25 protein-coding genes are annotated in these 23,455 nt (G+C 71.5%); 7 read left to right on the top strand and 18 right to left on the bottom strand.

Annotation, left to right across the window (positions count from 1 at the left end):
* Positions 1–7: 7 nt before the first annotated feature.
* Complete coding sequence (locus FB558_RS20215) at positions 8–613, bottom strand: PadR family transcriptional regulator (RefSeq protein ID WP_142055730.1); 606 nt, start codon at positions 611–613, stop codon at positions 8–10.
* Between the two features lie 85 nt (positions 614–698).
* Here FB558_RS20215 and FB558_RS20210 point away from each other — a divergent pair, with 85 nt between their 5' ends.
* Entirely contained in the window at positions 699–1,661 is a 963-nt protein-coding gene (locus tag FB558_RS20210; RefSeq protein ID WP_142055728.1) for a formylglycine-generating enzyme family protein, read from the top strand.
* A gap of 26 nt (positions 1,662–1,687) precedes the next feature.
* On the opposite strand, the gene FB558_RS20205 is transcribed toward FB558_RS20210, so the two are convergent.
* The 8 genes from FB558_RS20205 to FB558_RS20170 form a co-directional block, all read right to left on the bottom strand.
* On the bottom strand, positions 1,688–3,217 hold the full coding sequence (locus FB558_RS20205; RefSeq protein WP_142055726.1) for a sulfatase family protein: 1,530 nt from the start codon (positions 3,215–3,217) through the stop codon (positions 1,688–1,690).
* The gene (locus tag FB558_RS20200; protein WP_142056599.1) at positions 3,214–4,044 is read right to left on the bottom strand and encodes an ATP-binding cassette domain-containing protein; all 831 of its coding nucleotides are present in this window, start codon (positions 4,042–4,044) and stop codon (positions 3,214–3,216) included. The genes FB558_RS20205 and FB558_RS20200 overlap by 4 nt, the downstream gene beginning before the upstream one ends.
* Complete coding sequence (locus FB558_RS20195; RefSeq protein ID WP_246106629.1) at positions 4,044–5,903, bottom strand: dipeptide/oligopeptide/nickel ABC transporter permease/ATP-binding protein; 1,860 nt, start codon at positions 5,901–5,903, stop codon at positions 4,044–4,046. Before FB558_RS20195 ends, FB558_RS20200 begins: the two co-directional genes overlap by 1 nt.
* Positions 5,900–6,844 (bottom strand): ABC transporter permease, encoded by a 945-nt coding sequence (locus FB558_RS20190; RefSeq protein WP_142055724.1) that lies wholly within the window; start codon positions 6,842–6,844, stop codon positions 5,900–5,902. The genes FB558_RS20195 and FB558_RS20190 overlap by 4 nt, the downstream gene beginning before the upstream one ends.
* A gap of 39 nt (positions 6,845–6,883) precedes the next feature.
* The gene (locus FB558_RS20185; RefSeq protein ID WP_142055723.1) at positions 6,884–8,395 is read right to left on the bottom strand and encodes an ABC transporter substrate-binding protein; all 1,512 of its coding nucleotides are present in this window, start codon (positions 8,393–8,395) and stop codon (positions 6,884–6,886) included.
* Between the two features lie 291 nt (positions 8,396–8,686).
* On the bottom strand, positions 8,687–9,310 hold the full coding sequence (locus FB558_RS20180; protein ID WP_142055721.1) for an NADPH-dependent F420 reductase: 624 nt from the start codon (positions 9,308–9,310) through the stop codon (positions 8,687–8,689).
* 51 nt (positions 9,311–9,361) lie between these two features.
* Complete coding sequence (locus FB558_RS20175; RefSeq protein ID WP_142055719.1) at positions 9,362–10,096, bottom strand: SDR family NAD(P)-dependent oxidoreductase; 735 nt, start codon at positions 10,094–10,096, stop codon at positions 9,362–9,364.
* A 70-nt stretch (positions 10,097–10,166) separates the two neighbouring features.
* Positions 10,167–11,102: an SDR family oxidoreductase gene (locus tag FB558_RS20170; RefSeq protein WP_142055717.1), complete on the bottom strand. Its 936-nt coding sequence runs from the start codon at positions 11,100–11,102 to the stop codon at positions 10,167–10,169.
* A 62-nt stretch (positions 11,103–11,164) separates the two neighbouring features.
* Here FB558_RS20170 and FB558_RS43975 point away from each other — a divergent pair, with 62 nt between their 5' ends.
* The 3 genes from FB558_RS43975 to FB558_RS20155 all read left to right on the top strand — a co-directional run bounded on the left by FB558_RS43975 (position 11,165) and on the right by FB558_RS20155 (position 13,062).
* The gene (locus FB558_RS43975) at positions 11,165–11,419 is read left to right on the top strand and encodes a hypothetical protein (RefSeq protein WP_211366700.1); all 255 of its coding nucleotides are present in this window, start codon (positions 11,165–11,167) and stop codon (positions 11,417–11,419) included.
* 169 nt (positions 11,420–11,588) lie between these two features.
* Positions 11,589–12,488, top strand: a complete 900-nt coding sequence (locus FB558_RS20160) for a LysR family transcriptional regulator (protein ID WP_142055714.1) — start codon at positions 11,589–11,591, stop codon at positions 12,486–12,488.
* A 4-nt stretch (positions 12,489–12,492) separates the two neighbouring features.
* Positions 12,493–13,062 carry a PPOX class F420-dependent oxidoreductase gene (locus FB558_RS20155; protein WP_246106628.1) on the top strand — a complete coding sequence of 190 codons (570 nt, stop codon included), beginning with the start codon at positions 12,493–12,495 and terminating at the stop codon, positions 13,060–13,062.
* Here FB558_RS20155 and FB558_RS20150 read toward each other — a convergent pair.
* On the bottom strand, positions 13,051–14,064 hold the full coding sequence (locus FB558_RS20150; RefSeq protein ID WP_211366699.1) for an RNA polymerase subunit sigma-70: 1,014 nt from the start codon (positions 14,062–14,064) through the stop codon (positions 13,051–13,053). The genes FB558_RS20155 and FB558_RS20150 overlap by 12 nt on opposite strands.
* Before the next feature lie 166 nt (positions 14,065–14,230).
* Between FB558_RS20150 and FB558_RS20145 the strand changes: the two genes are divergently transcribed.
* The 3 genes from FB558_RS20145 to FB558_RS20135 are packed head-to-tail and all read left to right on the top strand — an operon-like array spanning position 14,231 to position 16,804.
* Entirely contained in the window at positions 14,231–14,542 is a 312-nt protein-coding gene (locus tag FB558_RS20145) for a DUF6403 family protein (RefSeq protein ID WP_142055710.1), read from the top strand.
* Positions 14,535–15,929: a hypothetical protein gene (locus tag FB558_RS20140; RefSeq protein WP_246106627.1), complete on the top strand. Its 1,395-nt coding sequence runs from the start codon at positions 14,535–14,537 to the stop codon at positions 15,927–15,929. The genes FB558_RS20145 and FB558_RS20140 overlap by 8 nt, the downstream gene beginning before the upstream one ends.
* A complete protein-coding gene (locus tag FB558_RS20135) occupies positions 15,926–16,804 on the top strand; it encodes a hypothetical protein (RefSeq protein ID WP_142055708.1) in 879 nt (292 codons plus the stop codon). Before FB558_RS20140 ends, FB558_RS20135 begins: the two co-directional genes overlap by 4 nt.
* Before the next feature lie 88 nt (positions 16,805–16,892).
* Here the strand turns inward: FB558_RS20135 and FB558_RS20130 are convergent, their stop codons facing one another.
* The 8 genes from FB558_RS20130 to FB558_RS20095 all read right to left on the bottom strand — a co-directional run bounded on the left by FB558_RS20130 (position 16,893) and on the right by FB558_RS20095 (position 23,448).
* Positions 16,893–17,846 carry an RNA polymerase sigma-70 factor gene (locus FB558_RS20130; protein WP_142055706.1) on the bottom strand — a complete coding sequence of 318 codons (954 nt, stop codon included), beginning with the start codon at positions 17,844–17,846 and terminating at the stop codon, positions 16,893–16,895.
* A complete protein-coding gene (locus FB558_RS20125) occupies positions 17,843–18,799 on the bottom strand; it encodes an NAD-dependent epimerase/dehydratase family protein (RefSeq protein WP_142055704.1) in 957 nt (318 codons plus the stop codon). The genes FB558_RS20130 and FB558_RS20125 overlap by 4 nt, the downstream gene beginning before the upstream one ends.
* Positions 18,800–18,911: 112 nt before the next feature.
* Positions 18,912–19,091, bottom strand: coding sequence for a hypothetical protein (locus tag FB558_RS44650; protein ID WP_246106626.1), 180 nt, complete (start codon positions 19,089–19,091; stop codon positions 18,912–18,914).
* Positions 19,092–19,635: 544 nt separating this feature from the next.
* Positions 19,636–19,851 (bottom strand): hypothetical protein, encoded by a 216-nt coding sequence (locus FB558_RS20115; protein WP_142055702.1) that lies wholly within the window; start codon positions 19,849–19,851, stop codon positions 19,636–19,638.
* An 11-nt stretch (positions 19,852–19,862) separates the two neighbouring features.
* The gene (locus FB558_RS20110; RefSeq protein ID WP_142055700.1) at positions 19,863–20,414 is read right to left on the bottom strand and encodes a dihydrofolate reductase family protein; all 552 of its coding nucleotides are present in this window, start codon (positions 20,412–20,414) and stop codon (positions 19,863–19,865) included.
* Between the two features lie 84 nt (positions 20,415–20,498).
* Complete coding sequence (locus tag FB558_RS20105; RefSeq protein WP_170231427.1) at positions 20,499–21,137, bottom strand: helix-turn-helix domain-containing protein; 639 nt, start codon at positions 21,135–21,137, stop codon at positions 20,499–20,501.
* A 263-nt stretch (positions 21,138–21,400) separates the two neighbouring features.
* Positions 21,401–22,258, bottom strand: coding sequence for a sugar phosphate isomerase/epimerase family protein (locus tag FB558_RS20100; protein ID WP_142055696.1), 858 nt, complete (start codon positions 22,256–22,258; stop codon positions 21,401–21,403).
* A complete protein-coding gene (locus tag FB558_RS20095; protein WP_142055694.1) occupies positions 22,255–23,448 on the bottom strand; it encodes a substrate-binding domain-containing protein in 1,194 nt (397 codons plus the stop codon). Before FB558_RS20095 ends, FB558_RS20100 begins: the two co-directional genes overlap by 4 nt.
* Positions 23,449–23,455: the final 7 nt, after the last annotated feature.

Raw genomic sequence — 23,455 nt, 5'->3', positions numbered from 1 at the left:
CTGCAGGTCAGTCCGTGGACGGGGCGAGCGGGGACGGCAGCTCCCCGTCGACGAGCGGCTTCCCGTCCAGCAGCCGCCCTCGCAGGTCCTCGCAGGCGGCGACGTGGGCGTCGATCGTCGCCGCACCCCGGCGGTGCAGCCATTCGTCCATGCCGACGGCCAGCTCCGCATCGAAGGGAAGGTCCGGGTTGAGCGGGAGGCGGCGGTCGCGGAAGCGGTAGCGGGCGATCTGCTCGCGGCGGGCAGCCAGCTCGACGTCGAGCATCGCGATGATCTCCTCGACCGTCAGGAAACCGGCGAAGGCCAGCCGCGCCCGCAGTTCTGCGCCCAGCACCCGGTCCGGGGGGTGGTAGGGCCCCTTCAGCCAGTCGAGGAAGACGGTCGCACCCTCCTCGGTCACCCGGTAGATCTTGGCGTCCTGGGCACCGGGGCGCGGCTGGACCTCGTGGGCGATCCAGCCGTCCCGCTCCATCCTCGCCAGGGAGCGGTAGACCTGGCTCATCTGCGTGTTCGGCCGCAGGAACCGGCCCGAGGTGTCGAGGTACTTCTTCAGGTCGTATCCGGTGCTCGGGTTCCGTAGGAGCACACCGAGGAGAAGGTCCTCGAGCTTCATCGTGCGGCCTCCCGTCGTCGTCGTCCGACCATGACACTAGTGGAGTACATTGTCAACGAGTCACCCCAACGGCTCGAGGAGGACCATGACGCCCTGCTGCCCGGCCGAACCGCCACCGGGACACGCGCGGGCTGCCGTACCGGCGTCGCCCCCGCCGCCCGCGCCGGGGGCGAGACGGCAACCACCGACCGCAGTCGCACTGCCCGGCGGAGCCTTCCTGATGGGCACCGAGGACGGCGAGGGCTACCCCGACGACGGCGAGGGCCCCGTCCGGCCGGTCACCCTCCGCCCGTTCGCGATCGACACCGTGGCCGTGTCCAACGCCCGGTTCGCCGAGTTCGTCGAGGCCACGGGCTACGTCACCGAGACCGAGCGGATCGGCTGGTCCTTCGTCTTCGTCGGGTTCCTGCCCGGGCCGCTGCGCAGGATCAGCCCGCGCCCGGACCGCACCCCGTGGTGGGCGGCCGTCTCCGGGGCCACCTGGGCGGCGCCGGAGGGCCCGGGCAGCGACCTGACCGGCCGCGAGGACCACCCCGTGGTGCAGGTGTCCTACGCCGACGCCCGGGCGTTCGCCGCATGGGCCGGGGGCAGGCTCCCGAGCGAGGCCGAGTGGGAGTACGCCGCACGCGGCGGGCTCGAGCAGGCCCGGTTCCCGTGGGGCGACGAGCTGGAGCCCGACGGGCGGCACCGCTGCAACGTGTGGCAGGGCAGCTTCCCCGTCCGCAACACCGCGGCCGACGGCTACAAGGGCGCGGCGCCCGTGGACGCCTACGAGCCGAACGGGTTCGGCCTGTACAACGTCGCCGGCAACGTGTGGGAGTGGTGCGCGGACTGGTTCAGCACGACCCACCACCTCTCCGCGGGCCGCACCGATCCGCAGGGCCCCGAGCGCGGGGACAGCCGCGTCATGCGGGGTGGTTCCTACCTGTGCCACGCCTCCTACTGCAACCGCTACCGGGTCGCAGCCCGCACCGCCAGCACCCCGGACAGCGCGGGCGGCAACCTGGGGTTCCGGGTGGTGTGGGACCTCCCGACCGGTCGGGCGTAGCCCGCGCGAGCACCCATCGCGGCCGGTCACGCCTGGTCGGGAACCTTCAGCGTGGGCAGCGGCGCCTGCGCGTGCCAGGACGCCGGGACCGCGCCGTTGTCGACGCGCAGCCGTTCCCGCAGGTCGTCGGCATCCTCGACGCGCCCGGTGCGGCGCAGGTGGGCCTCGAACTCGACGGGGTCGCTGTAGAGCGTCGGGCCCTGCTGCAGGCTGGTCTGCATCGGATCGGGCAGAGCCCCCGGGGTGCCGGCGTAGCGGTGCCACCACTCGAACAGGTGCGAGCGCATCTGCGCCAGCAGGACAGGTTCCTTCTCGACGAGGTTCTCCGTCATGTGCGGGTCGGCATCCAGGTCCCACAGCGACTCCCACTCCGCCTTGAACGAGCCCGGGTGGTAGGTGCGGGTGTACATGTGCCGGGCCGTGCGCACCGAGCGCTGGTAGGTGTGCGCCCCGTGACCGAGCACCAGGTACTCGCGCCCGTCCTGTTCCTCCCCGCGCAGCAGCGGCGCGAAGGACCTGCCCTGCCATTTCGCCGGCAGCTCGGTCGCGTCCAGCATGTCGAGCACCGTCGGCGCGTAGTCGATGTTGTAGAGCAGGTGCTGGTAGCTGCGGCCCCGCCCGTCGTCGGTGACGCCGGGCCAATGGACGATCATCGGGATCCGGTTCACCGGTTCACTGGCCAGGCCGTGCTCGGCGTAGGAACCGAGCTCCCCGAACGACTCGCCGTGGTCGGCGCTGACCACGATCGCCACCTCGCCGGACAGGCCCATCTCCTCGAGCGCGTCCAGCAGTCGCCCGAAGTGGTGGTCCCAGTAGTGGATCGCCCCGTCGTAACCGTTGACCAGGTGATCGAAGTCGGCGCGGGTGCGAATCGCGTCGGGCATGTTGTGCGGGACGCGCGACCGGCGCGGCCGGCCCGCGTAGTGCAGGTCCAGCGCCGAGCGCGGGCCGTACACACGGGCGTGCTCGTCGATCGTCGCCTGGTCCGGCCACTCCGGAGCGGGGCCGCTCGCGGCGGCCCGCCCGGTCCACTCCGCCGGCTGCAGGTAATCGGTGTGCGGATCCCAGTAGGTGACGTGCAGGTACCAGTCCTCGACGTCACGGTGCCGCCGGATCCAGTCGACCGCGACGTCGGTGACGGATTCGGCGGGCTCGTCCCCGATGTCGGGGGTGGTCTGCATCGTGTCCAGGAACCCGGCGCTGAAGTGGTAGGCGCGGTGGCGTTCGGCGAACGAGGAGAGCACCGCGGTGCGGTAGCCCCGGCCCACCAGCGCCTGAGCCAGCGTGGGCCGGCCCGGCGCGGGACGGTGGCCCGAGTCCAGGCGGAACCGCGCATCGGTTCCGGCGTGCCCGATCACCCCGTTCGTGATGCCGAACTGGCCGCTGACCAGCGCCGTGCGCGAGGGCAGGCACGGGGAGTCCGAGCAGTAGTACCGGTCGAAGCGCACCGAGTCCGCCGCCAACCGGTCGAGGTTGGGCGTGATGTCGCGGGTGTACCCGTACGGACCGGTGTGGTCGGGCCGCAGGCTGTCGACGTCGACATAGATGATCCTCATGCGGGCTCCTCCGCGAGTTCGCGGCGCTGCTCGCGGCGGGCCCGCTGGGCCACCGGGTCCGGCACGGGCGCCGAGACGAGCAGCTTCCGGGTGTAGGGGTGCTTCGGCCGGGCGGTCACCTCGTCGGCCCGGCCGATCTCCACGACGTCGCCGCGGTAGAGCACCATCACGTTGTGGCTGATGTGCCGCACGACCCCGAGGTCGTGCGAGACGAACAGGTAGGCCACCCCCATGCCCTCCTGGATCTCCACGAACAGGTCCAGCACCCGCGCCTGGGTGGTCAGGTCCAGCGCGGACACGGGCTCGTCGCAGACGATCAGCCGCGGGCCGGGCGCGATCGCCCGGGCGATCGCGATGCGCTGGCGCTGCCCGCCCGAGAACTCCCGGGGAAGGCGGTGTGCCGCGTCGGCGGGCAGGTGCACGCGGTCCAGCAGCGTCCGCACCCGCCGGGCGGCGTCCGTCCGGGACACGCCTGCGGTCGTGAGCGGTTCGGTGAGGATCGACTCGATCGTCATCGACGGGTTCAGCGAGGTGTACGGGTCCTGGAAGACCACCTGGATGTCTCGCGCCAGCGCGCGACGCTTCCGGCGGGAGGCGCGGGTGATGTCGCGGCCGTCGAAGCGGATCGTGCCGGAGGCCGCCCCGACCAGTCCCAGCACCGCCCGACCGATGGTGGTCTTGCCCGAACCGGACTCGCCGACCAGCCCGAGCGTCTCCCCGGGGCGGATGCCGAAGGTGACCTCCTCCAGCACCCGGTGCGGCGCGGCGCGCCACCCCTTCCCGGGGAAGTCCACGCAGAGCCGGTCCACCTCCAGCAGGCGCTGCATCACCGCGTCACCTCCCCGCCTGCGCCGGCGCCGACCGCAGCCGCGTCGTCGTCGAAGGGGTAGGGGCGGGTGGGGCCGTCCTCGACCATGGAGTCGAGCAGCGTGCGCGTGTAGGGGTGCCGCGGGGCGGTGAAGATCTCCTCCACGTCCCCGGTCTCCACGATCCGGCCGTGCCGCATCACCGCGACCCGATCGCAGATGTCGGCGACCACCCCGAAGTTGTGGGTCACCAGGACCACTCCCATCCGGTACTCGCGCTGCAGGTCGCGCAGCAGGTCGAGGACCTCGGCCTGAACGGTGACGTCCAGCGCGGTGGTCGGTTCGTCGGCGATCAGCAGCTTCGGCTTGCACGAGATCGCCCCGGCGATGAGCACCCGCTGCGCCATACCCCCGGAGATCTCGTGCGGATAGGCGTCGAAGGTGCGCCGCGGATCGGGGATGCCGACCCGGGCGAGCAGCGCGAGGGCCCGCTCGCGGGCGTCCGCACGGCTCAGCCGCAGATGCACCCGCATCGGGGTCACCAGCTGGGAGCCGATGCGGAAGGCGGGGTCGAGGTTGCTCAGCGGCTCCTGCGGCACGTAGGCCATCTCGGTGCCGCGCAGCGCGCCGTGGTCCTTCGCGGACAGGCGGGTCAGCTCCTGCCCGGCGAACACGATGCTCCCGCCGCGGACCCGCCCGCCCTCGGGGAGCAGCCCGAGCACCGCGAAGGCGGTCTGCGTCTTCCCGGATCCGGACTCGCCGACGAGGCCGAGCACCTCCCCGGCGTCGACGTGCAGGTCCACGCCGTGCACGACCGCCTTCTCCCCGCCGTCGGCCTGGGCGTAACAGATCTGCAGCCCGCGGACGGCCAGCAGGTCCCCGGCCACCTCGGGGGGCTCCGTCTCGCGCGCCGCCGGGCCGGCGCCCGCCCTGCTCTCGGACGCGGGTGCGGAGGCCGGGGCGCGCCGGCGGCGACGGGCCACCCCGATCGGCGTGCCTCGATCCTCCAGCGCGTCGCGCAGCGCGTTGGACAGCAGCAGCAGGCAGGCGCACACCAGGCCCACGAGCAGCGCGGGCCACAGCACGAGCAGCGGCGCGAGGGACATCTTCCGGAAACCCTCGTTGATCATCGCTCCCCAGGAGGGCACCGAGTTGTCCCCGACCCCGAGGAACTGCAGGCCGGCCTGGACGGCGATCGCGATGCCGGCCACCCGCGCGCTCTGGATGATGATGGGAGCGCGCACGACGGTGAGGACGTGCCGCCCGATGATGCGCGCGTCGCTGAGCCCCGACACGCGCGCGGCGTCGACGTAGAGCTCACCGCGCACCGCCTGCACCGCGGCCCGGACGATGCGGAAGTACCCCGCCATCAGCATCACGCCGAAGACGGTCATCGCGATCCAGGTCGAGGGGCCGGCGACCGCGCGGACGGCGAGCAGGACGACGATCGCCGGGAGCGCCTGCAGCATGCTCGTCAGCCAGGTGCCGGCCGTGTCGAACCAGCGGCCGTAGTAGCCCGCCACGAGCCCGCTGCTGATGCCCAGTGCGGCCGCGACCCCCACCGCGAGCGCCGCGCCGAGCAGGTTGACCTGACCACCCCAGACGAGCCGGGACAGGACGTCGCGCCCGCTCGAGTCGGTGCCCAGCCAGTGCTCGGCGCTCGGCCCGGCGAGCGTTCCGAACAGGTCGATGCGGTTCGGGTCGGCCAGCGGCAGCACCGGCGCCAGCGCAACGGCGGCGACGACCACCAGCAGCACCGCGGCGCACCCGACGCCGAAGGGGTTGGCGAGGAACCGGGCGAGGGCGCCGGAGCCACGGGCGGGTGCCGCGGCGACCGGCGCCGCGCCGGCGCCCAGCGCGGAGTCCTGGGGTTCGGTCACCGGAGCCTCGCCTTCGGGTTGAGCCACGCCACGACCAGGTCGACCACCAGGTTCACGACGATCACGATCGCGACGGTGGCGACGATGACGCCCATGACCAGCGGGAGGTCGCCCTTCGTGGTGTTGGTGACGGCCAGCGTGCCCAGGCCGGGGAGTGCGAACACCTGCTCGATGACGACGGACCCGCCGAGCAGGCCGACGAACTGCAGGCCGAGCATCGTCAGGCCGGTGGTCGAGGAGTTGCGCAGCACGCTGGTGAGCACGATGCGCCGCTGCGAGAGCCCGCGGCTGCGCAGCGTGCGGACGTAGTCCTGGCGCAGCACGCCGATGGCGGCGCTTCGGACCTGCTGGGCGATCCCGGCGACGGCGCCGAGGGACAGCGCGGTGACCGGCAGCACCAGCGTCGCCATCCAGGCCAGGACCGACTGCTGCGGGGAGACGTAGCCGACGGCCGGGAACAGCGCCAGCTGGACCCCGAGGACGGTGGCGAGGAAGAGCGCGACGAGGAAGTTCGGCACGGCGTCGACGGCGGTGGAGACCACCTGGACCGCGCGGTCGAGCCATCCCCGGCGCACGGCGCAGAGCAGGCCGAGCGCGAACGCGGTGACGCCGCTGACGACGACCACGGGCACCAGCACGCTGAGCGACACCGGCAGGGCGTCCGTGACCGCCTGCGTCACGCTCTGCGGCGTGTAGTAGGAGCGCCCGAGGTCCCCGCGCAGCGCGTCGAGCAGCCAGCTCCCGTACCGGACGAACACCGGCTGGTCGAGTCCGAGCTCCAGCTCGAGCTGGGCGATCTGCTCCGGGGTCGCGGTGTCGCCGAGGATGTTGCGGGCGGTGTTCCCGCCCGCCGCGAGGGTGAGCAGCACGTACGCCAGCAGGGAGATGCCGAACAGCAGCACCACCCCCGAGGCGACGCGCCGCGCGATGTAGCTGGTCATCGATATCCCGTCGTCGTCGTCGAGAGGGATGCGCCCGGATCAGACGGCGGGCGCGTAGTTGTAGAGGGCGGGAGTGGCCTGACGGGCCTGCGCCTGCACCGCCAGGGCGCGGTTGTGGAGGTAGAGCGAGCTGGGCCGGTAGAACGGCGCGAACCAGACCTGGTCGACGAGGAACCGGTTCAGCTCGGTGGCCGCGGCCGTGTCGCCTCGCTGGTAGCGGGCGATGCAGTCGGTCACCGTGAGATGGGCGACCTTGAACGTGTTCCAGGAGGCCTTCTCGGCGATGAAGTTCGTCATCTGCCGCCAGGTGCCCTGCATGGCCAACGGGAAGTAGGCGAGGGAGACCTGTGCCTTCTGCAGGTTGGGGATGGTCTCGTCACCTGCCCATTCCAGTCGCCGGACCCGAACCCCCACGTCCGACCAGTTCGCGATGACCGCGTCGGCGACTGCGGGCTCCATCGAGGGGTACACCGGGAAGTCGATCTCCAGACCGCCGGCGAGACCCGCCTCCGCGAGCAGCCGCCTCGCCTCGTCCGGGTCGTACGGGAACGCGTCGTCGAGCTCGGACAGGTAGCCGTCGTCGCCGGGCCGGAAGATCTGGCCCGTCGGCTCCCCGAGCCCCAGGAGGATGCCGCGCAGGATCCCCTCGCGGTTGATCGCGACCGACAGCGCCCGGCGGACCCGGACGTCCCCGAGCTCGGGGGTCAGCCGCCCCTCGCGGTCGAACATGATGAGGCCCTCGAAGTTCACCGGGCCGGTGGTGTTCTCGAGGCCCACGCTGGTGGCCTCGGCCGCGTCGGACGCGCTCGAGGTGAACGCACCGTCCAGCTGGCCCGCCTTGAGGGCGTTGAGCCGGGCGCGACCATCGATGATCACGGTCAGGACCACGCGCTCGAACGGGAGCGGTTCGCCCCAGTGGTCGGGGTTGCGCACGAAGGTGTACTTCACGCCGATCGTGGTGCCCGCTTGATCGAGCAGGTACGGACCGGAGCCCACCGGCTGGTGCGCGAGGCTCTCCTGTCCCAGCGCAGCAGGCGAGGCGATGAACCCGCCCGCGCTGCCGAGCGTGTCCAGCAGCCCGGGGTCGGGCGCGGACAGGACCACGACCGCGACGTCGGGGGACGGGGTCTCCACGCCCTGCACCAGGCGGAGCATCGAGGCCAGGGGGCCGTTCTCGGTCTGGAAGGCCTCGACGTTCGCGCGCACCGCCGCGGAGTCGAACCGGGTGCCGTCGGTGAAGACGACGTCGTCGCGCAGCCGGAGGGTCAGCCGCGTCCGGCTCTCGTCGTACTCCCACGCGGTAGCCAGGCCGGGAGCAACCGAGCCGTCGGGACGGAGGCGCACGACCGGGTCGTAGACCGCCTGGAAGTAGGGCAGGTAGTGACCGAGCTGCGCCTGTGACGGTGCGAAGCTGCGCGTCGCGGTGATGACTCCCAGCTGCAGCTCGTCCCGGCCGCTGCCGGCCGAGCCGACCACGTCGGCGCACCCCGCGGTCGCGAACAGCCCACCGAGGGCCGCGCCCACGGCCAGGAACTGTCGTCGGGTTGGCATGGTTCTCCCTCACGCCGTCGTGTGGAGGGCTTCTCCGGAAGCCGGGTCGATGCGTGGAGCTCGACGGACCGGGGATCACCCCGCCCGATCTGTTCCGATCGTCAACGACCATTCCACTTGTGTCAACCCTCGAGGAGCGGGCAGGGGCGCGCCCATCGCCCGCCAGGGGTCGGACCAGCGCCCTCTTCTACGGCTGATGCCGCCGCGGCGACGGCCCGCAGCAGCGCCGGATCGAGGGAGCGGGACATCTGCGGCACGGCGCCCTGCTCGCCGACGGCTCGAGCCCGGGGCTCAGCCGGTGAACTCGGTGACGCCGAGGGCGAAGTCCCCGTGGCCGACCCCGTTGCCGGCGAGGCCCACCGTGACCACGCCCACCGCTTCCAACCAGTGCGCCATCTTCAGGCCGCCGACGTCCAGCGGGCGCAGCCCGAGGCTCTCGATGAATGCCGCCACGCCCGCCTTGGCCTGCGCATCGTCGCCGGCGATGAAGACGTCGGGCCGGCCCTTCTCCAGGACGTTGCGGAAGACGGTGTTGAACGCCTTCACCACGCTGGCGCCGGCCGGGGCCACCTTGGCGACCTCCTGCGCGATCGAGGTCTCCTCGCTGTGGGCCAGTCCGTCGAACGTGGCGTTGAAGGGGTTGCTGATGTCGACGATGACCTTGCCCGCGAGGGCGTCTCCGTACTCGGCGACGACCGGGACGACACCGTCGTACAACAGGGCCGTGATGACGATGTCCCCGGCCGGGACACCGCCCCACGTGCCCGGCGTCGCGCCGCCGCCCAGAGCCTTGGCCAGGTCATCGGCCTTGGACCGATCGCGTCCCATGACCTCGACGGTGTTGCCGCCCGCCACCGCGAGCGTGCCGATGGCACGGGCCATGTTCCCCGTACCGATGAGGGTGATGCTGCTCATGAGATGTGCTCTCTTCTGTTCTCGAGGTGTCGATCTGCTCTGATGTGCGGGTCAGATGGCGGTGGTGCCGCCGTCGGTGACCAGTTCCAGGCCGTTGACGTAGCTGGAGTCGTCGGAGGCGAGGAACAGGGCGACGGTGGCGATCTCTTCGGGGCGGCCCATCTTTCCGCGGGGAATGAGGGACTCGAATGCGGCCCTGGTTGCCTCGTCGAACAGTTCTTCCTGTTTGGCGGTGGCGACCTGGCCCGGGGTCAGGACGTTGACCCGGATCTTGCGGTCGCGCAGTTCGTTGAGCCAGACGCGTGCCCAGGCCTGCTGGACGGCCTTGCTTCCCGCGTACAGGCTCCAGCCGGGGAAGGCGCCGAGGGAGGCGTTGGACCCGGTCATGAAGATCGAGCCGTGGTCGTTGATCAGCGGCAGTGCCTTCTGCACGGTGAACAGGGTGCCGCGCGCATTGAGCCAGAAGGCGCGGTGGAACTGTTCCTCGGTGATCTCGCCGAGGACGGCGGGTTCGCCCATCCCGGCGCTGGCCCACAGCACGTCGATCGAACCCTTCTCCCGCTTGACGGTGTCGTACAAGCGGTCCAGGTCGTCCAGTTCGGTCGCGTCACCCTGGACGGCGGTGACGTTGCGGCCGATCAGCGTGACGGCGTCGTCCAGTGCATCCTGGCGCCGGGCCTGGATGAAGACGTGCGCTCCTTCCTCGACGAACAGCTTGGCGCCGGCCAGTGCCATACCGGTGGATCCGCCGGTGATCACCGCTACCTTGCCATCGAGCTTTCCCACGGTCACTCCTTGACTGGATGGATGTCCGTAACATGTCGTTCCGGACTCGTTGCGATTCGAGCCTCTGCCGTCAGTTGGCGGAGAAGTAGTGGCCGTTGTCCAGATCGGCGAGCAGGGCGGGCTGAGCGGGTTCCCAGCCGAGGGCCCGGCGGGTGATGAGGTTGGACGCCGGGTAGCTCTGCGTGACGATGTTCGCAAGGAACCCGAAGTATCCCGGCACCATCAGTACGTCCGCGGGAACACTCACGACAGGGAGGCCCAGACGGCTGCCGATGGCCTCGGCGATCTCGCGGAGCGGGATGGCTCCGTCTCCCACCGCATGCCAATATCTGCCCGCCGGCCCCTTCTCCAGCGCCAAGCGGAACAAGGAGGCGACATCGCGGACGTGCACGGCGTTCCACAGGTTCGCGCCGTCTCCGGGGTAGCCGACGTAGCCCTTCTCCTTCGCGAGCGCGATCAGCTGCACGAGGAAGCCGGCACGATCGGTCGTGCTGTGCGCGATGTTGGCGATCCGCACGACCGAGGACCGCACTCCCCGCTCGGCGAGGCCGACCACGGCGGTTTCCACGACGTTGCGGACCCGCAAGGTGCCCTTGTACTCATCCCCGCCGGGAAGGGCCGGGTCCTCCTCGGTGGCCGGCCGGCCCAGGCTCCCGGGCGACCCGATGCTCCCCGCCGCGACCAGCGGCTTTCCGGTGCCCGCGAGTGCTTCGCCGTACGCGAGCATGACCGGGAGCTCCGCGGCGGCCACGGCGTCGATCCCGCCGGACGGAAGCAGGTCCTGCATGTGCGCGACGTGGATGACGCCGTCGGAATCCGCGGCCGCCTCCTTGAGCCCGTCGAGATCGTCGAGGTCGCCGCGCCGCACATTCGCGCCGAGCGCGGACACGGCCGCCGCTGCAGTGTCCGATCGGGCCAGCCCGGTGACCTCGTGCCCGGCGGCGACGAGCTCGGGGATGATGTACGAACCGGAATGGCCGGTCCCGCCAGTCACGAAAACGCGCACTACTGCTCCTTGTGAGGGTGACGCGAGAGGGGTGGTGCGAGTGCCCTCAGCCAGGGAGGTCGATGCGGAGGGAGAAGTCGAAGCTCCCCACGCCGTTGCGGGCCAGGCTGATCGTCGGCCGGGGTGGTGCCGAACGTCCCGGCTGTGGCGCCGCCGCCGAGCGTGGCGGCCAACTCCTTGGCCCTGGCCTGGTCGCGGCCGATGATCTCGACCGCGTGCCCGCCGGCGAGTGCCCGGCCGCCAGCACGCCGGCCATGTTCCCCAGGCCGATGATGCTGATACTGCTCATGGTGCGCCTGCTTTCTGGAGCTGAATAGAACGGCATGCGTACCCCGTCGTTGTTCACGGTTGTGTCGTCAACGCCGTCGAATGACGCGATGGCCGGGGCTCGACTCCTGATTCACGATGCCCTTGGCTCGAGTGGATGTCCAAGACTTCTTTCAGCCGTGGTGATACCCTGGGGGCATCACCGGGCCGGGAGGTTCCATGGATCTGGACCTGCGCAAACTGCGCTACTTCCTCGCGGTCGCCGACAGGCTGCACTTCGGCCGCGCCGCTGAAGAGCTGCATATCGCGCAGCCGGTGCTCAGCCGGCAGATCCGCGCGTTGGAACATGATCTCGGTGCCTCGCTGTTCACCAGGGACCGGCACGGCGTGGCGCTGACCGACGGCGGCCGACAACTGCTGGCCGACGCCGGTCCGCTGCTCGCCTCCGCGGACGCGGTCCGCCGCCGGGTGACCGTGGCCGCCCGCGGCAGCCGGCGGGTGGCGGTCGGCTTCCGGACCGGCATCCCGGTCATCCCGGCGGCCCGGGCGTTCCAGGCCCGACATCCGGACGTGGTCGTGGACGTGCAGCGGATCGAATGGGACGACCAGGCTCAGATGCTGCTCGACGGCCGCATCGACGTCGGGTATGTGCGGCTGCCCATCGACGAGACCGGCCTGCGCGTGATCCCGCTGTACACCGAGCCGCTCATGGTGGTGCTGCCCGCAGGACACCGGTTGGCCGGCAAGGAGGAGGTCGCCGAAGCCGACCTGGCCGGTGAGCCGCTGGTCTGGCATGCCGACCCGAGCACGCATCCCACCAGGCGTCCGCACCCCGACTCCGGGCTCCGGGTGCGCGGCGTGGAGGAGAAGCTCGAGCACGTCGCGGCCGGCCGGGGCATCTCGTTCGTGGGGCGTTCGGAGACAACCTTCTACTCACGTCCCGACATCAGCTACGTACCCGTCCCGGAGCTCGCGCCCGACCAGGTGTGCCTCGCGATGGCGGCATCGCGCACGTCGCCGCTGGCCGACGACTTCTTCACCGCGGCGCAAGCGACGGCCGGCATCACGGCGGAATGTGGGAACTATGACGCTTACTCAGGCGGTGGCGTCGAGGTGTAGGGCGATGACGGTCGAGAGGGTCTCCTGGAAGTTTCGAGCCCTCGCTGCAGTCGGTCTGCATGATGCGCCAGGTCTTGAAGTTGGCGGTTCTCACGGTTTCCCCGGCTCCAGACCTTCGGGCCGGTTCCTCTCGCGCCGCGTCCGGGTCTACCCCTGCATGGAACTCGCCTTGCCCGACATGGCCAGAGAACTGATCGACGGACCGCACACCGCGATCCTCGCCACCCCGAACCGTGACGGTCACCCGCAGACGTCCGTGATCTTCGTGAAGCGGTCGGGGGACACGGTCGTCTTCAGCACGATCCGCGGGCGGCTGAAGACACGGAACATGGAACGCGACCCCCGTGTGAGCCTGCTCGTGCTCGCGCATCCGGGGAGGTACGTCGAGATCCGCGGCCGCGTCGACATCACGGACGACCCGGAGAAGACCCTGCTCCACCAGATGTACGAGCGCCACATGAACGGCGCGACGCCACCGCCCGAGCCCGGCGCCGAACGCGTGATCGTGCGCGTCCACCCCGAGAAGATCTACTTCTGGCCCCCCGTGGCTGCGGAAAGGAACTCACATGCGTGAGATCGTCGAGTCGACGCTGGTCTCCATCGACGGGGTGGTCAACGACCTGACCGGCGGGAGACCGAAGGCCGTCACGAGGGCGGGGTCGGCGAACACGACGATGCGGCCGATCCCGTCCTCCGCGACGGTCAGCACCGCGATCCCGAAGGCCTCGTGCGCGCCGGACGGACCGCGGCGGTACACCGCCGCGGCCGGCTGCCCGTTGGCGCGGGTCGGCACCATCCGCCAGTCCCCCGGCAACCCCAGCACCGGCGGACTCGTGAGGTAGGGCAGGCAGGTGCGCAGCCCGGAGAACCAGGTGCGGGATCCGACCATCTCCAGCGCGGCGTCGGCGCGCAGCACCTCCTCGAACGCGGCCGCGTCGGCGTTCTCGAAGGCGGCGATGTAGCGGTCGAGCAGCGCGCGGGCCCGCGGCTCGTCCGGCTCGACGAGAGCCCCCGCGCTCGGCGCCACCTCCTCCAGCCGGGCCCGGGCGCGCTGCAGGGCGCTCTTGACCGCCGCGACGCTGATGTCGAGCACGGCCGCGACGTCGGCGGCGGGGAGCGCCAGCACGTCGCGCAGCAGCAGCACCGCACGCTGCCGGGCGGGCAGGTACTGCAGGCTGGCGACCAGCGCGAGCCGAAGGTCCTCCCGCGCCACCACGGCCGCCGCAGGATCCCCCGCCACCAGCGCATCCGGGAGCGGCTGCACCCAGCTGACATCCGGCCCGGCCGCGACCGGCGGCGCGAACGGGTCGTCGGACGGGCCGGTGAGCCCGGATGGCAACACGCGGCGACCGCGACGCTCGAGCGCGGTCAGGCAGGCGTTGGTCGCGATCCGGTGGAGCCAGGTGCGCACCGACGAGCGCTCCTCGAACGCGCCGTAGGCCCGCCAGGCGCGCAGGTAGGTCTCCTGCACGACGTCCTCGGCGTCGTGCAGCGACCCGAGCATGCGGTAGCAGTGCGCGAGCAGCTCGCGGCGGAACGGCTCGGTGCGCGCGGCGAAATCCCGCGAGTCGGGCATCACATCATGCAAGACCATGACAGGTAGACCTCGCACGGCGAGTGGAGGAATCGCTCCCTGGCGGGTGTCGCCTCCGCTCGGCGAACGCGCCGCCTCCCCGCCGGTACCCCAGTGGCAGGAGATCCGGCGCCTGCCTACGATGCGGCCACATGATCGTGGAGCCGCCGTGCCGTCGTCGTGGCTGATCTGGGTGGTCGCGGGCGTCGTCATCCTCGCCGCCGGCTTCACCGTCGCGCTGATGCCGAGGCTGCGGGTCCGCGCATCCGACCGGGAGGTCGCGTGGTCGACCGCACGGGCGGCGATCGAGAGTGCGGCGGTGAGCCGCGACGCGTGCGCCGATCGGCAGGCTGCGGCCGAGGAGGCGCTGGCCAGGGCGGAGGCGATCGTCGCCAATGGTGGCGGCGCCCGTGCGGCGCGGACCGCGACCGAACACGCCGAGCGGGCCGACCGGCTGTGGCGGGTGACCGCCGGTGAATGACCGTGCATCCCGCAGGTCGCTGATCACCCAGTTCGTACGCATCGTGCTCGCCGTCGTCGCGATCACCTGCGTCGTCTTCTTCGTCGACGCCCAGGGCCGGGGCGCCGAGGTCACCTACGGATCCCCGGCCTCGTCCGAGGAACCCGAGAACACGCCGCCCGAGCTGCCGACGGCCGGCCTGCCGTCGGCAGCGGAGATGGCCGCGATGCTGAACGCGGAGCCGGTCGTCCGGCTGCCCGGCGCCATCGCCCAGTGGGACGCGGAGCGGGTACGGCAGGCGAGTGGGGACCACGACGTCCGGATCATCGCCACACCGCCCGGGCTCACCGAGGAGCAGCGGTCGGCCCTCGCGGAGGTCGACTCCGAGGTCCGTCGCGACCTCGGGGACGACGAGAACACGATCGTCTTCACGATCGACGGAACGCGGGTGTCCGGCGGCATCTACGAGGCCGCCCCGAGCACCCTCGACGAGTGGCGGGCGCAGTTCGGCCGCAACGACGTGACCGTCCCCCTGGTCACGCTGATCAACGAGCTGACCGGGTCGGGCGACGAGCCGGTCGAAGGCCCCGCGGACGAGCGGCGAGAACCGACCGCTGCCGAACTCGAGGTCGTCGCGACGCAGCTGCGTGCCACCGGCCGGTTCGTCGCGCCGGGCGCGTCGCTGACCGAAGTGCCGGCCGAAGCGGCGGCCGAGGCGTTCGGCGGGGTGCCTGCGATGTTCGCCGCGTTCCCGGTCCAGCCGTTCGGGGAGCAGGCGCCCGACTACGGCCCCGCGCTCACGCGGCTGTTCCCGGAGACGCCGATCGTCGTCCTGTACGGCTCGTGGATCGAGTACCACGGCCCGCACGCCGCCGACTTCGCCGACGTCGCCGCGGCCGGGTACTACTCGCAGTTCGGGGGCGTACTCGGCAGGGGCCAGTACCCTCAGGACAACTCGCTGCGCCTGTACCTGGGCCAGATCGCCGACGTCCGCTACGCGGGGCTGTTCGACCGGCCGCTGCCCTACACGCCGTTCGACCCGCTCTCCGTCACGCTGCCCGCCCTCCCCGGGATCTTCGCGGGCTGCGCGGCACTCCTGCTCGCGCTGTCTGCTCGGTCCCTGCTGCGCCGCAACGCGAGCAGACCGCTGGGAACGGCCGCCCGGCTGGGCGGGCTGAGCGCGCTGGCCGTCGAGGTCTCCGGGCTCAGCGGTCGGGCCGAGGACCCGGCTCTCGCCCGTGCGATCGTCCACCTGCGCGCCGCACGCGACGCCGTCGCGGAGGCGTTGCCCGACAAGCACGTCCACAAGCTGCTCGACGACGCCGAAGCGGAACTCGACCGGATCGGCCGGGCCGTCCCGTTCGACGGCTACCGGCCCGTCGACCACCTCCGGAGGCAGCGGGCATGAATTGGATCATGCGGCAACTGGGGACGTGGTTCGGACTCGGCACGGTGGCGTGCCTGCTGCTGGCGATCTGGGCGCTGTGGACCGCGGGCCTGTTCGAGGGGCCGGCCGCGCGGACGGTGCGCACGACGTCGGTCTACGCCGCGCCCGGGATCGCACTCGACACCGTTGCCGCCGAGCGGATCATCGGCAACCGACGGCTCGTCGTCGTCATGCTGGAGCCCGGTTCCGACCTGAGCGCCGCGTGCGACGGGCTGGGCAACGCGGCGGCGGGCACCCTGGTGCTGGCGATGGCCCGCGAGGGCGACGAGTTCGACACCTACGGCTGCGGCTTCCTCGCGGGCGGAGAGGTCGACGAGGGGGGCTTCGGCAGGCGGGCGGTCGCCGAGACCAGGATCGGCGCCGGGCTCGACGGGTTCGTCGACCGGCCACTGGACGCGCTGAAGGTCGTCGTCATCAACTACGACCAGCTGGTCGACCTCGATGTCCTGCCGGGCGACGCCCGCACGTTCAGCCCGTCCCTGCCGCGATACCTGGTCGCGGCCGCCGCGATCACCGCGGTCGTCGGCGGCGCACTCGCGTTGTACCTCGTGGCGCAACGGGCAGGCAGCCAGGCGGCGGCCAGCAGCGGTCGCCGAGAGGAGTCCGACGACAGCCGCAACGTGCTGAGCGCCGAGATGGCGCTGGTGGCGCGACAGATCATCGACCTCGACGGACGGCCTGGAAGAAGCCGCGCCGCACAACACGCCCGCCTCGCCGTCGCCTACTCCACGCTGCTCGACGAGATCACGACCGCCGACCGCGACGGCCGGTCCGACTTCGAGCACTTCACCGCCCGTGCCAAGACGCTGTCCGGGAAACTGCGCGGCTTGACGTAGAGCCGGGCGCTGATGGAGTTCGGTGGGCGTTCGAGATGCTCGAGGAGCCCGATGTCTCTCCACCACCCAGGCCGAATCCTGCTGCTGCTCAGCGCGGCAGCACCGTTTGATGCGCTGCAGGCCGCTTCCGGTGGCCGCGCAGGAGCGCGCGCACGTCGGCGACCGGTCCGAGGTGACGGAGCTTGTCCGGGTTGATGATCGATCGGACGGTCTGGACGACGCCGTCGGTGACGTCGAGGACGAAGACGTTCGTGATCCGCCCGTCCGGGTCGAGGACCAGAGCTCCCGGCTGCCCGTTGATCTCGCGCAGCTGGGTGCGGATGCCCATCTCGCGCATCTGGCGGCCCACCGCGGCGAACAGGCGCGACACCTTGTCGACGCCGGAGATCGGCACCATCCACTGTGGCGCCTTTCCGCCACCGTCACCGTAGACGACGACGTCGGCGGCCAGCATGTCGACCAACTGGTCCACGTCGCCGTCGCCGACGGCCGCGAAGAACCGCTCGGCGAGCTCCACCTGCTCCTGTCGGGACGCGTCGAACCGGCGCTTGCGCTCGTCGAGGCGCTTCCGGGCCCGCGTGGCGAGCTGGCGGCTGTTCGCCTCGCTCTTGCCGACGATCCCGGCCACCTCGTCGTAGCCGTAGCCGAACACGTCGTGGAGCAGGAAGACGGCCCGCTCGACCGGGTTCAACCGCTCGAGCACGAGGAGGAAGGCCATCGACAGCGAGTCGGCCTGCTCCGCGTACGCCGCCGGGTCCTCCTCCCCGTTGTCGGTGAGCAGCGGTTCGGGGAGCCATTGCCCGACGTAGGTCTCGCGGCGCACGCGGGCCGACCGCAGGTGGTCGATCGCCAGCCGGGTCGTCACCGCGGAGAGATAGGCCCGCGTGGACTCGATACAGGTGCCCTCCGCGAGCGCCCGCTGGTGGCGGACGAAGCTGTCCTGGACGATGTCCTCGGCGTCGCTGACGGAGCCGAGCATCCGGTAGGCGATCGAGAACAGCAGCGGGCGCAGCGCCTCGGCCGGCTCACCGGGATCGGTCATCCGCGCGCGTCCCGGGCTGCGCCGTCGTCGACCAGCCCGTGGCGGAAGCCGTCGCGCCAGCTGGTCCAGGCCGGTCGCCAGTCCAGCTCGCGCTTCGCCTTCTCGTTGGAGGAGCCCCGGCCCTCGGTCATCCACCGCACCACGACCTCCCCCGCCGCGAGCCGGGCGAGCCACACCGGCAGCCGCATCGGCGGCTTCGCGCCCACCGAGTCGGCGAGATGGGGCAGCCACTGCGACACCGGCGCCGGGTCGTCGTCGACGATGTTGTAGACGCCCGCCTCGCCCCGTTCCACAGCCGCGACCGTAGCGGTCGCTGCGTCGTCGAGGTGGATGAACGACCACACCCCGGCGCCGCTGCCGACGATCGGCATCCTGCGGGCCCGGATCATCTCGACCATCGACTCGGATGCCCCCGGACCGTAGAAGTTGCCGTAGCGCAGCACGATCCCGGTGAGCGGCGCCGCCGGCACGGCCCGCTCCACGAACCGGATGGCCGCCATGGACTGCCGCTGCGGCTTCGCGGGCTCGGGGTCCGGGGGATGCTCCTCCGTCTTCACCGGCCCGCCCGTGCGGGCGTTGGTCCAGCCGGTGTAGCTCTGGGCGACGACCTTCTCGGCGCCGCTCGCCTGCGCCGCGGCGAGCAGGTGCCTGGTGCCGTCCGTCCGCAGCTCGTTGGTGCCGGCGAACCAGCGGTCGAAGTGGCGTAGGTCCTGCGAGCCGCCCAGCGCGGTCATCTGGTGGACGATCACCTCCGGCCCGGCCTCGGCGACCGCGCGCCCGACGGCGATCCCGTCCAACCCGTCCACCACCACGGCACGGGCGCCGAGCTCCTGCAGCTCTCCGGTCTTGCCCGCGCTCCGGGTGGTCGCGGTCACCTCGTGCCCGCGCGCCACCAGCTGCGGCACGAGCCGCCGGCCCAGCGCGCCCGCCCCACCTGCCACGAAGACCCGCATCGCGGTCTCCTCTCTGCTCGATGTCCTGCACCTGAGACGAGGCACCAGGTGTGCCAGTGACAGCGGCGGCCGAGGAGCGGGCACCCTTCGCACGCCCGGACGCGCGATCCTCTCAGCCGAGGACGTCAGGGAGCTCGAACGCGGCGAAGGCCGCGGGATCCTGGAAGACGACCGTGTGCGCGATCTTCCCACCGGTGACGGTGAAGACCTGCAGCGTGTGCAGCCGGTGCCCGCCGTCGGGATCCGGGGCGTACGCGGCGACGGCAGGCCGGCCGTTGGCCGGGCACCTCACGCAGCACCCAGACGGCGCGCTGGCGTGCCGGCAGCAGTTGCATGGCCGCCACCAGGGCGAGCCGCATGCGGCCGCGCCGCACCGCCTGGTCCGCCGGGTCGTCGGGGAACGGCTGGGCCTTTGCACCTCAGATCCGCCGGATCGAGACGTGTGCCGCAAGGGTGCAGCTCAGGTCCCGTTTTCGCTGATCACACCCGGGGCAAGGGTCGGACCGGCACCACAGCCAGACGCGTGGCACCCGGCAGGGGTGTTCTCGTCGGAACCGGCCCGGGCGGGCGTCGGGGAGTGATCGCAGGGAAGGCCGGGACGAGGGTGAGCCACCTCGCCCCGAGCCGGGAACGGCGCGCCCACGCAGCCACTCCCACGAGAACCAGCGCCGAGCCGCCCCCTCTCGCGGGTGAACGGAACACCAGAGCTGTCCATGCAAGATCGAACAACCCTGGTGTTCCGCTCACCCGCAAACCGGGCCCCACCCGGCAACCATGATGCGAACATTCGGTCGCCCATGGTCGTGATCGCAACCATGCGCACCCGATACTGCCGATCACGGGCGGGAAGACCGCGAGTACCGGTTGTCCATCGCTGCCGCCACGACCATGGACAACCGATACCGGGACCATGCGCGGAACCACCATCGAACGGCCCCGGCCAGATGCTCGCGGGTGATCGCGTACGCTCGGATGTCGTCGAAGGCGAGCAGCGACGGCGCCGTGAACCCGGCCGGCAGGTCGAACCGCCTGATGAAGCCGCGCAGATCCACTTCTGCCCCTGTCAAGCGACGGAACGATATCTCAGGATGACGATTCCGTTCTCGAGCGTCAGCGTCTCGTTGAGCGCGAATCGACCGGTTGACCCTGCGCGATTCAGGAGATCGTCCGACGATCGAGCGCCGATGAAGAACGGGTGCACCCACAGATGCAGCTCGTCGAGCAGGCCGGCGTCCATCAGCGCGTGCGCGAGGGGCCCGAAGCCGTACTGCACGATATCGGCACCCGGCTGCGCCTTCAGCTCGGTGATCGCTGCAACAGGGTCGCTGTCGATGACGACCGTGTTCTGCCACTCCGGGTCCTGCAAGGTCGACGAAACGACATACTTGGGCATCGCATTCATCCGATCGGCAAGCGGATCGCCGGCGAGCGACATCCACACCGGTGCGAACACGTGGTACGTGCGTCGGCCCATCAGTACCGCATCGCAGGCCTTGAGCAATTCGGCCTGCACCGCGTTGCCGTCCTCGCTGAACCCGCCCGTCGACGGCCAGTCCTGCGGGCTCTCGATGACGCCATCGAGGGTGACGTAGGTGGAGTTCACGATCCGGCGCATGAGACTTTTCCCTTGTTCGATCACCTTGATGCGCGGGAGAACGTACCCGTCACCAGGGGGCGGAGTCTTGTACCGAACCGCAGGTCACAACGCGAGGAACGCCTCGCCCCGCGCCAACTCGCCCGGGGTGTGACCGATCATGCGGCGCAACGAACGGGTCAAGTGCGGCTGGTCGTGGTAGCCCGCGGCGATGACGACCTCGCCGATCGCCACACCGGCGCGCAGCAGCCCGGCGGCCGCGCGGGCTCGCTCGATCGTCAACAGCGTGCGGCGGGGAAGCCCGGCAGCGCGCGCGAAGCGGCTCTGCGCTGTGCGTGCGGGAACCTTGCGGGAGGCGCCGCCGTGCCACATCTCCTCGACGAGTGGATCCACGACCAGCAGGCCGGCCCGCCGAAGGCGGTCGAGGAACACGTCGAGGTTCTGTGGCGTCGGCATCTCCCACGCCTGCCCATCGAGCAGGATCCGGCCGCCTTCCAGGACCGGGAGCACCGCATCGCGCAGGTCCGACAACCGGCCGGGCGGGAACGCCGGCAGGTAGGCGCCGACCCGGAAGTCCACACCGAAGTACTCGGAGTCGCGGGGACACGACAGCTCGGTCGCCTTCTTCGCCGGACCCCGCAGATGCACCACGGTGGTGCCACCGATGCGGGCGAACCCGATGCCCGACCGGATGGAGGCCAGCGAGCTGAATGCGGTCGCCCGGTCGCACTCCGCCGCCCACACCCGCTCGATCGGGCCGCCGGAACCGCTGACGACCCTGCTGCTCAGACCCGTTCCGCGGGGCGTGGCTGCGGCCGATCGTCGCCCTGCGCTCGAACCGCCGCTGGTCATGTCGCCGGCTCGACCGCCGGTGCGGTCACCGCGGCAGCGAAGGCCGAGGCTGGCACGGTCCTGCTCGCCGTCATCGGATCTCCTCGGATCGACGTGTGCCGCGGTCGGGTTCGTCCAGGACGGACCTCCGGCGATGCGCGATCCACTTCTACCCGCTACGGGCTGGTTTCCGTCAGACCCCGCAGGAAGGCGAGCCCGTCGGTGGCGATGGCGTCCTGGGTGCGGGCGAGCGGCCGCCAGATCGAGGCCGCGGTCGCGATGGTGGCGTTCTCCGCCGTGAAGGACTCGATGCACAGCGGGCCGTCGTAGCCCGCGTCGTCCAGGGCGGACAGGAAGCCCGGCCAGTCGATGTGGTCGGCGCCGGGTGCGCCGCGGTCGTTGGCGCACACCTGGACGTGCACGATGCGCCCCGCCGCCCGGCGGGCCGCAGCGGCGGGGTCCCGCTCCTCGATGTTGAGGTGGTAGGCGTCGAGTGCGAGGCCGATGTGCTCGACCGGCAGCCCCTCGAGCGCCTCCAGGGTCTGGTCCACCGTGTTGAGGAGGCTGGTCTCGTAGCGGTTGAGCGGCTCCACGCCGATCCGCACGCCCACGTCCGCAGCGTGCTCGACGACCGGGGCCAGGTTCTCCCGCAGCTGCGCGTACGCGGTGGCGCGCTCGGCGTCCGACAGCCGCCAGGTCCGGCCCACCGAGGTGTAGGCCGGACCGGCGACCGCGGGGGCGCCGACCGCGGCGGCGGCGTCGAGGACGCCCCGCAGGTAGTCCTGGGTGGAGCCGACGGTGGCCGCGTCGGCGGCCACCAACTCCCGCCCGGGCGGCATCACCAGGCAGACGCTCGCGCCCAGCCCCACGTCGCCGAGCACCTTCGCGGTCCGCGCGGGGTCCCAGTCACCGAGCTGCTCGACCGGCAGCTCGAGCACGTCGAAGCCCCACTCCCCCACCCGCGGGGCGAGGGCGCTGATCGTGGCGTCGTCGCAGGGGGACGCCCACACCCAGGTGTTGACGCCGACCCTCACGCCTGCCCGCCCCAACGCGCCGGGAACTCCGGCATCTCCTGGCAACCGCAGAGCGCGTAGTGCAGCGGCGGCAGGCCGGGCTGCAGGTACTGACCGAGGTTCTCGGTCGTGATCGTGGGCTGCGGCAGGATCCACTCGCTCGGCACCTGCTCGCCCCGCAGGATCTGCAAGGCCGCGAGGATCGGGGTCCGCCACTGGTAGGTCGGGTAGGTCGGCGCGATCGCTGTCAGGTTCTCGGCCTGCCACTTCTCCAGGAACTGCTGCTGGTCCTCCCCGCTGATCGCCGGGAGCGGCTGGCCGGCGTCCTCGAACGCCTCCAGCGCGGCGACGGCCGCGGTGCCGTCGTCCATCCAGATCCCGTTGATCTCACCCTCACGCTGGAGGTAGTCCGACACGATGTTCTTGGCTGCTGCGGTGTCGTTCTCGGTGAACTCGACGCCGACGACGTCGACGCCGCGCTCGGCGAAGATCCGTTCGGCCGCTGCCCACCGGTTCTCCAGCACGTCCACCCCGGGGAGCACCCGCAGCGCGAGCACCTTCCCGCCCTGGCCGACCTCGTCGGCGAGGAACTCGGCGGCGGTGGCCCCGAACGCGTAGCCGCCGACGGGGTGGATGAACGTGACCGGGCAGTCGGTGTCGACGCCGCGGTCGAACACGATCACCGGGAGCTGCCCGCACGCGGCCTCGACGGCCGGGGTCAGGGTGGCGGTGGTGTTCGGCGAGACGATCAGGGCGTCGCAGCCGCCGCCGACGAGCTGCTGGATGTCGGAGATCTGCTTGTCGTCGCTCGCGCCCGCGTCGAGCGCGGTGAAGCTCGCGATCTCGTCCGGGTGCAGGTCGACCTCGGCCTGCATCGTGGTCCACCCCACCTGCCGCCACGGGTTGTCGACCGAGGCGTTGGAGAAGCAGATGTCGTGCGGCCCCTCCGCGGCGTACTGCGCGGTGTCGACGTAGGAGGGCTCCAGCGCCTGCAGCCACGGCTGGTCGGCCGACCCCTCCGCGGTCGCGCCGCGCAGCGCCAGCTGCCGGTCGTGCTCGGCCTGGTCGAAGAACTCGTTGGCCGACGTCTCGGGAGCCGCCTGCGTCCCGGGCGGCGCGGCCCCGCCTGCCGGCACGTCACTGCTGCAGGCCGCGGTGAGCAGGAGCACCGCTCCCGCCGCCGCCGTGGCGAGCGTCCTCGATCGCTTCATGGTCGTC

The organism is Pseudonocardia kunmingensis (assembly GCF_006716445.1).
GTDB classification, from domain to species: domain Bacteria; phylum Actinomycetota; class Actinomycetes; order Mycobacteriales; family Pseudonocardiaceae; genus Pseudonocardia; species Pseudonocardia kunmingensis.
This window is presented reverse-complemented; position numbering and strand designations above follow the sequence as displayed.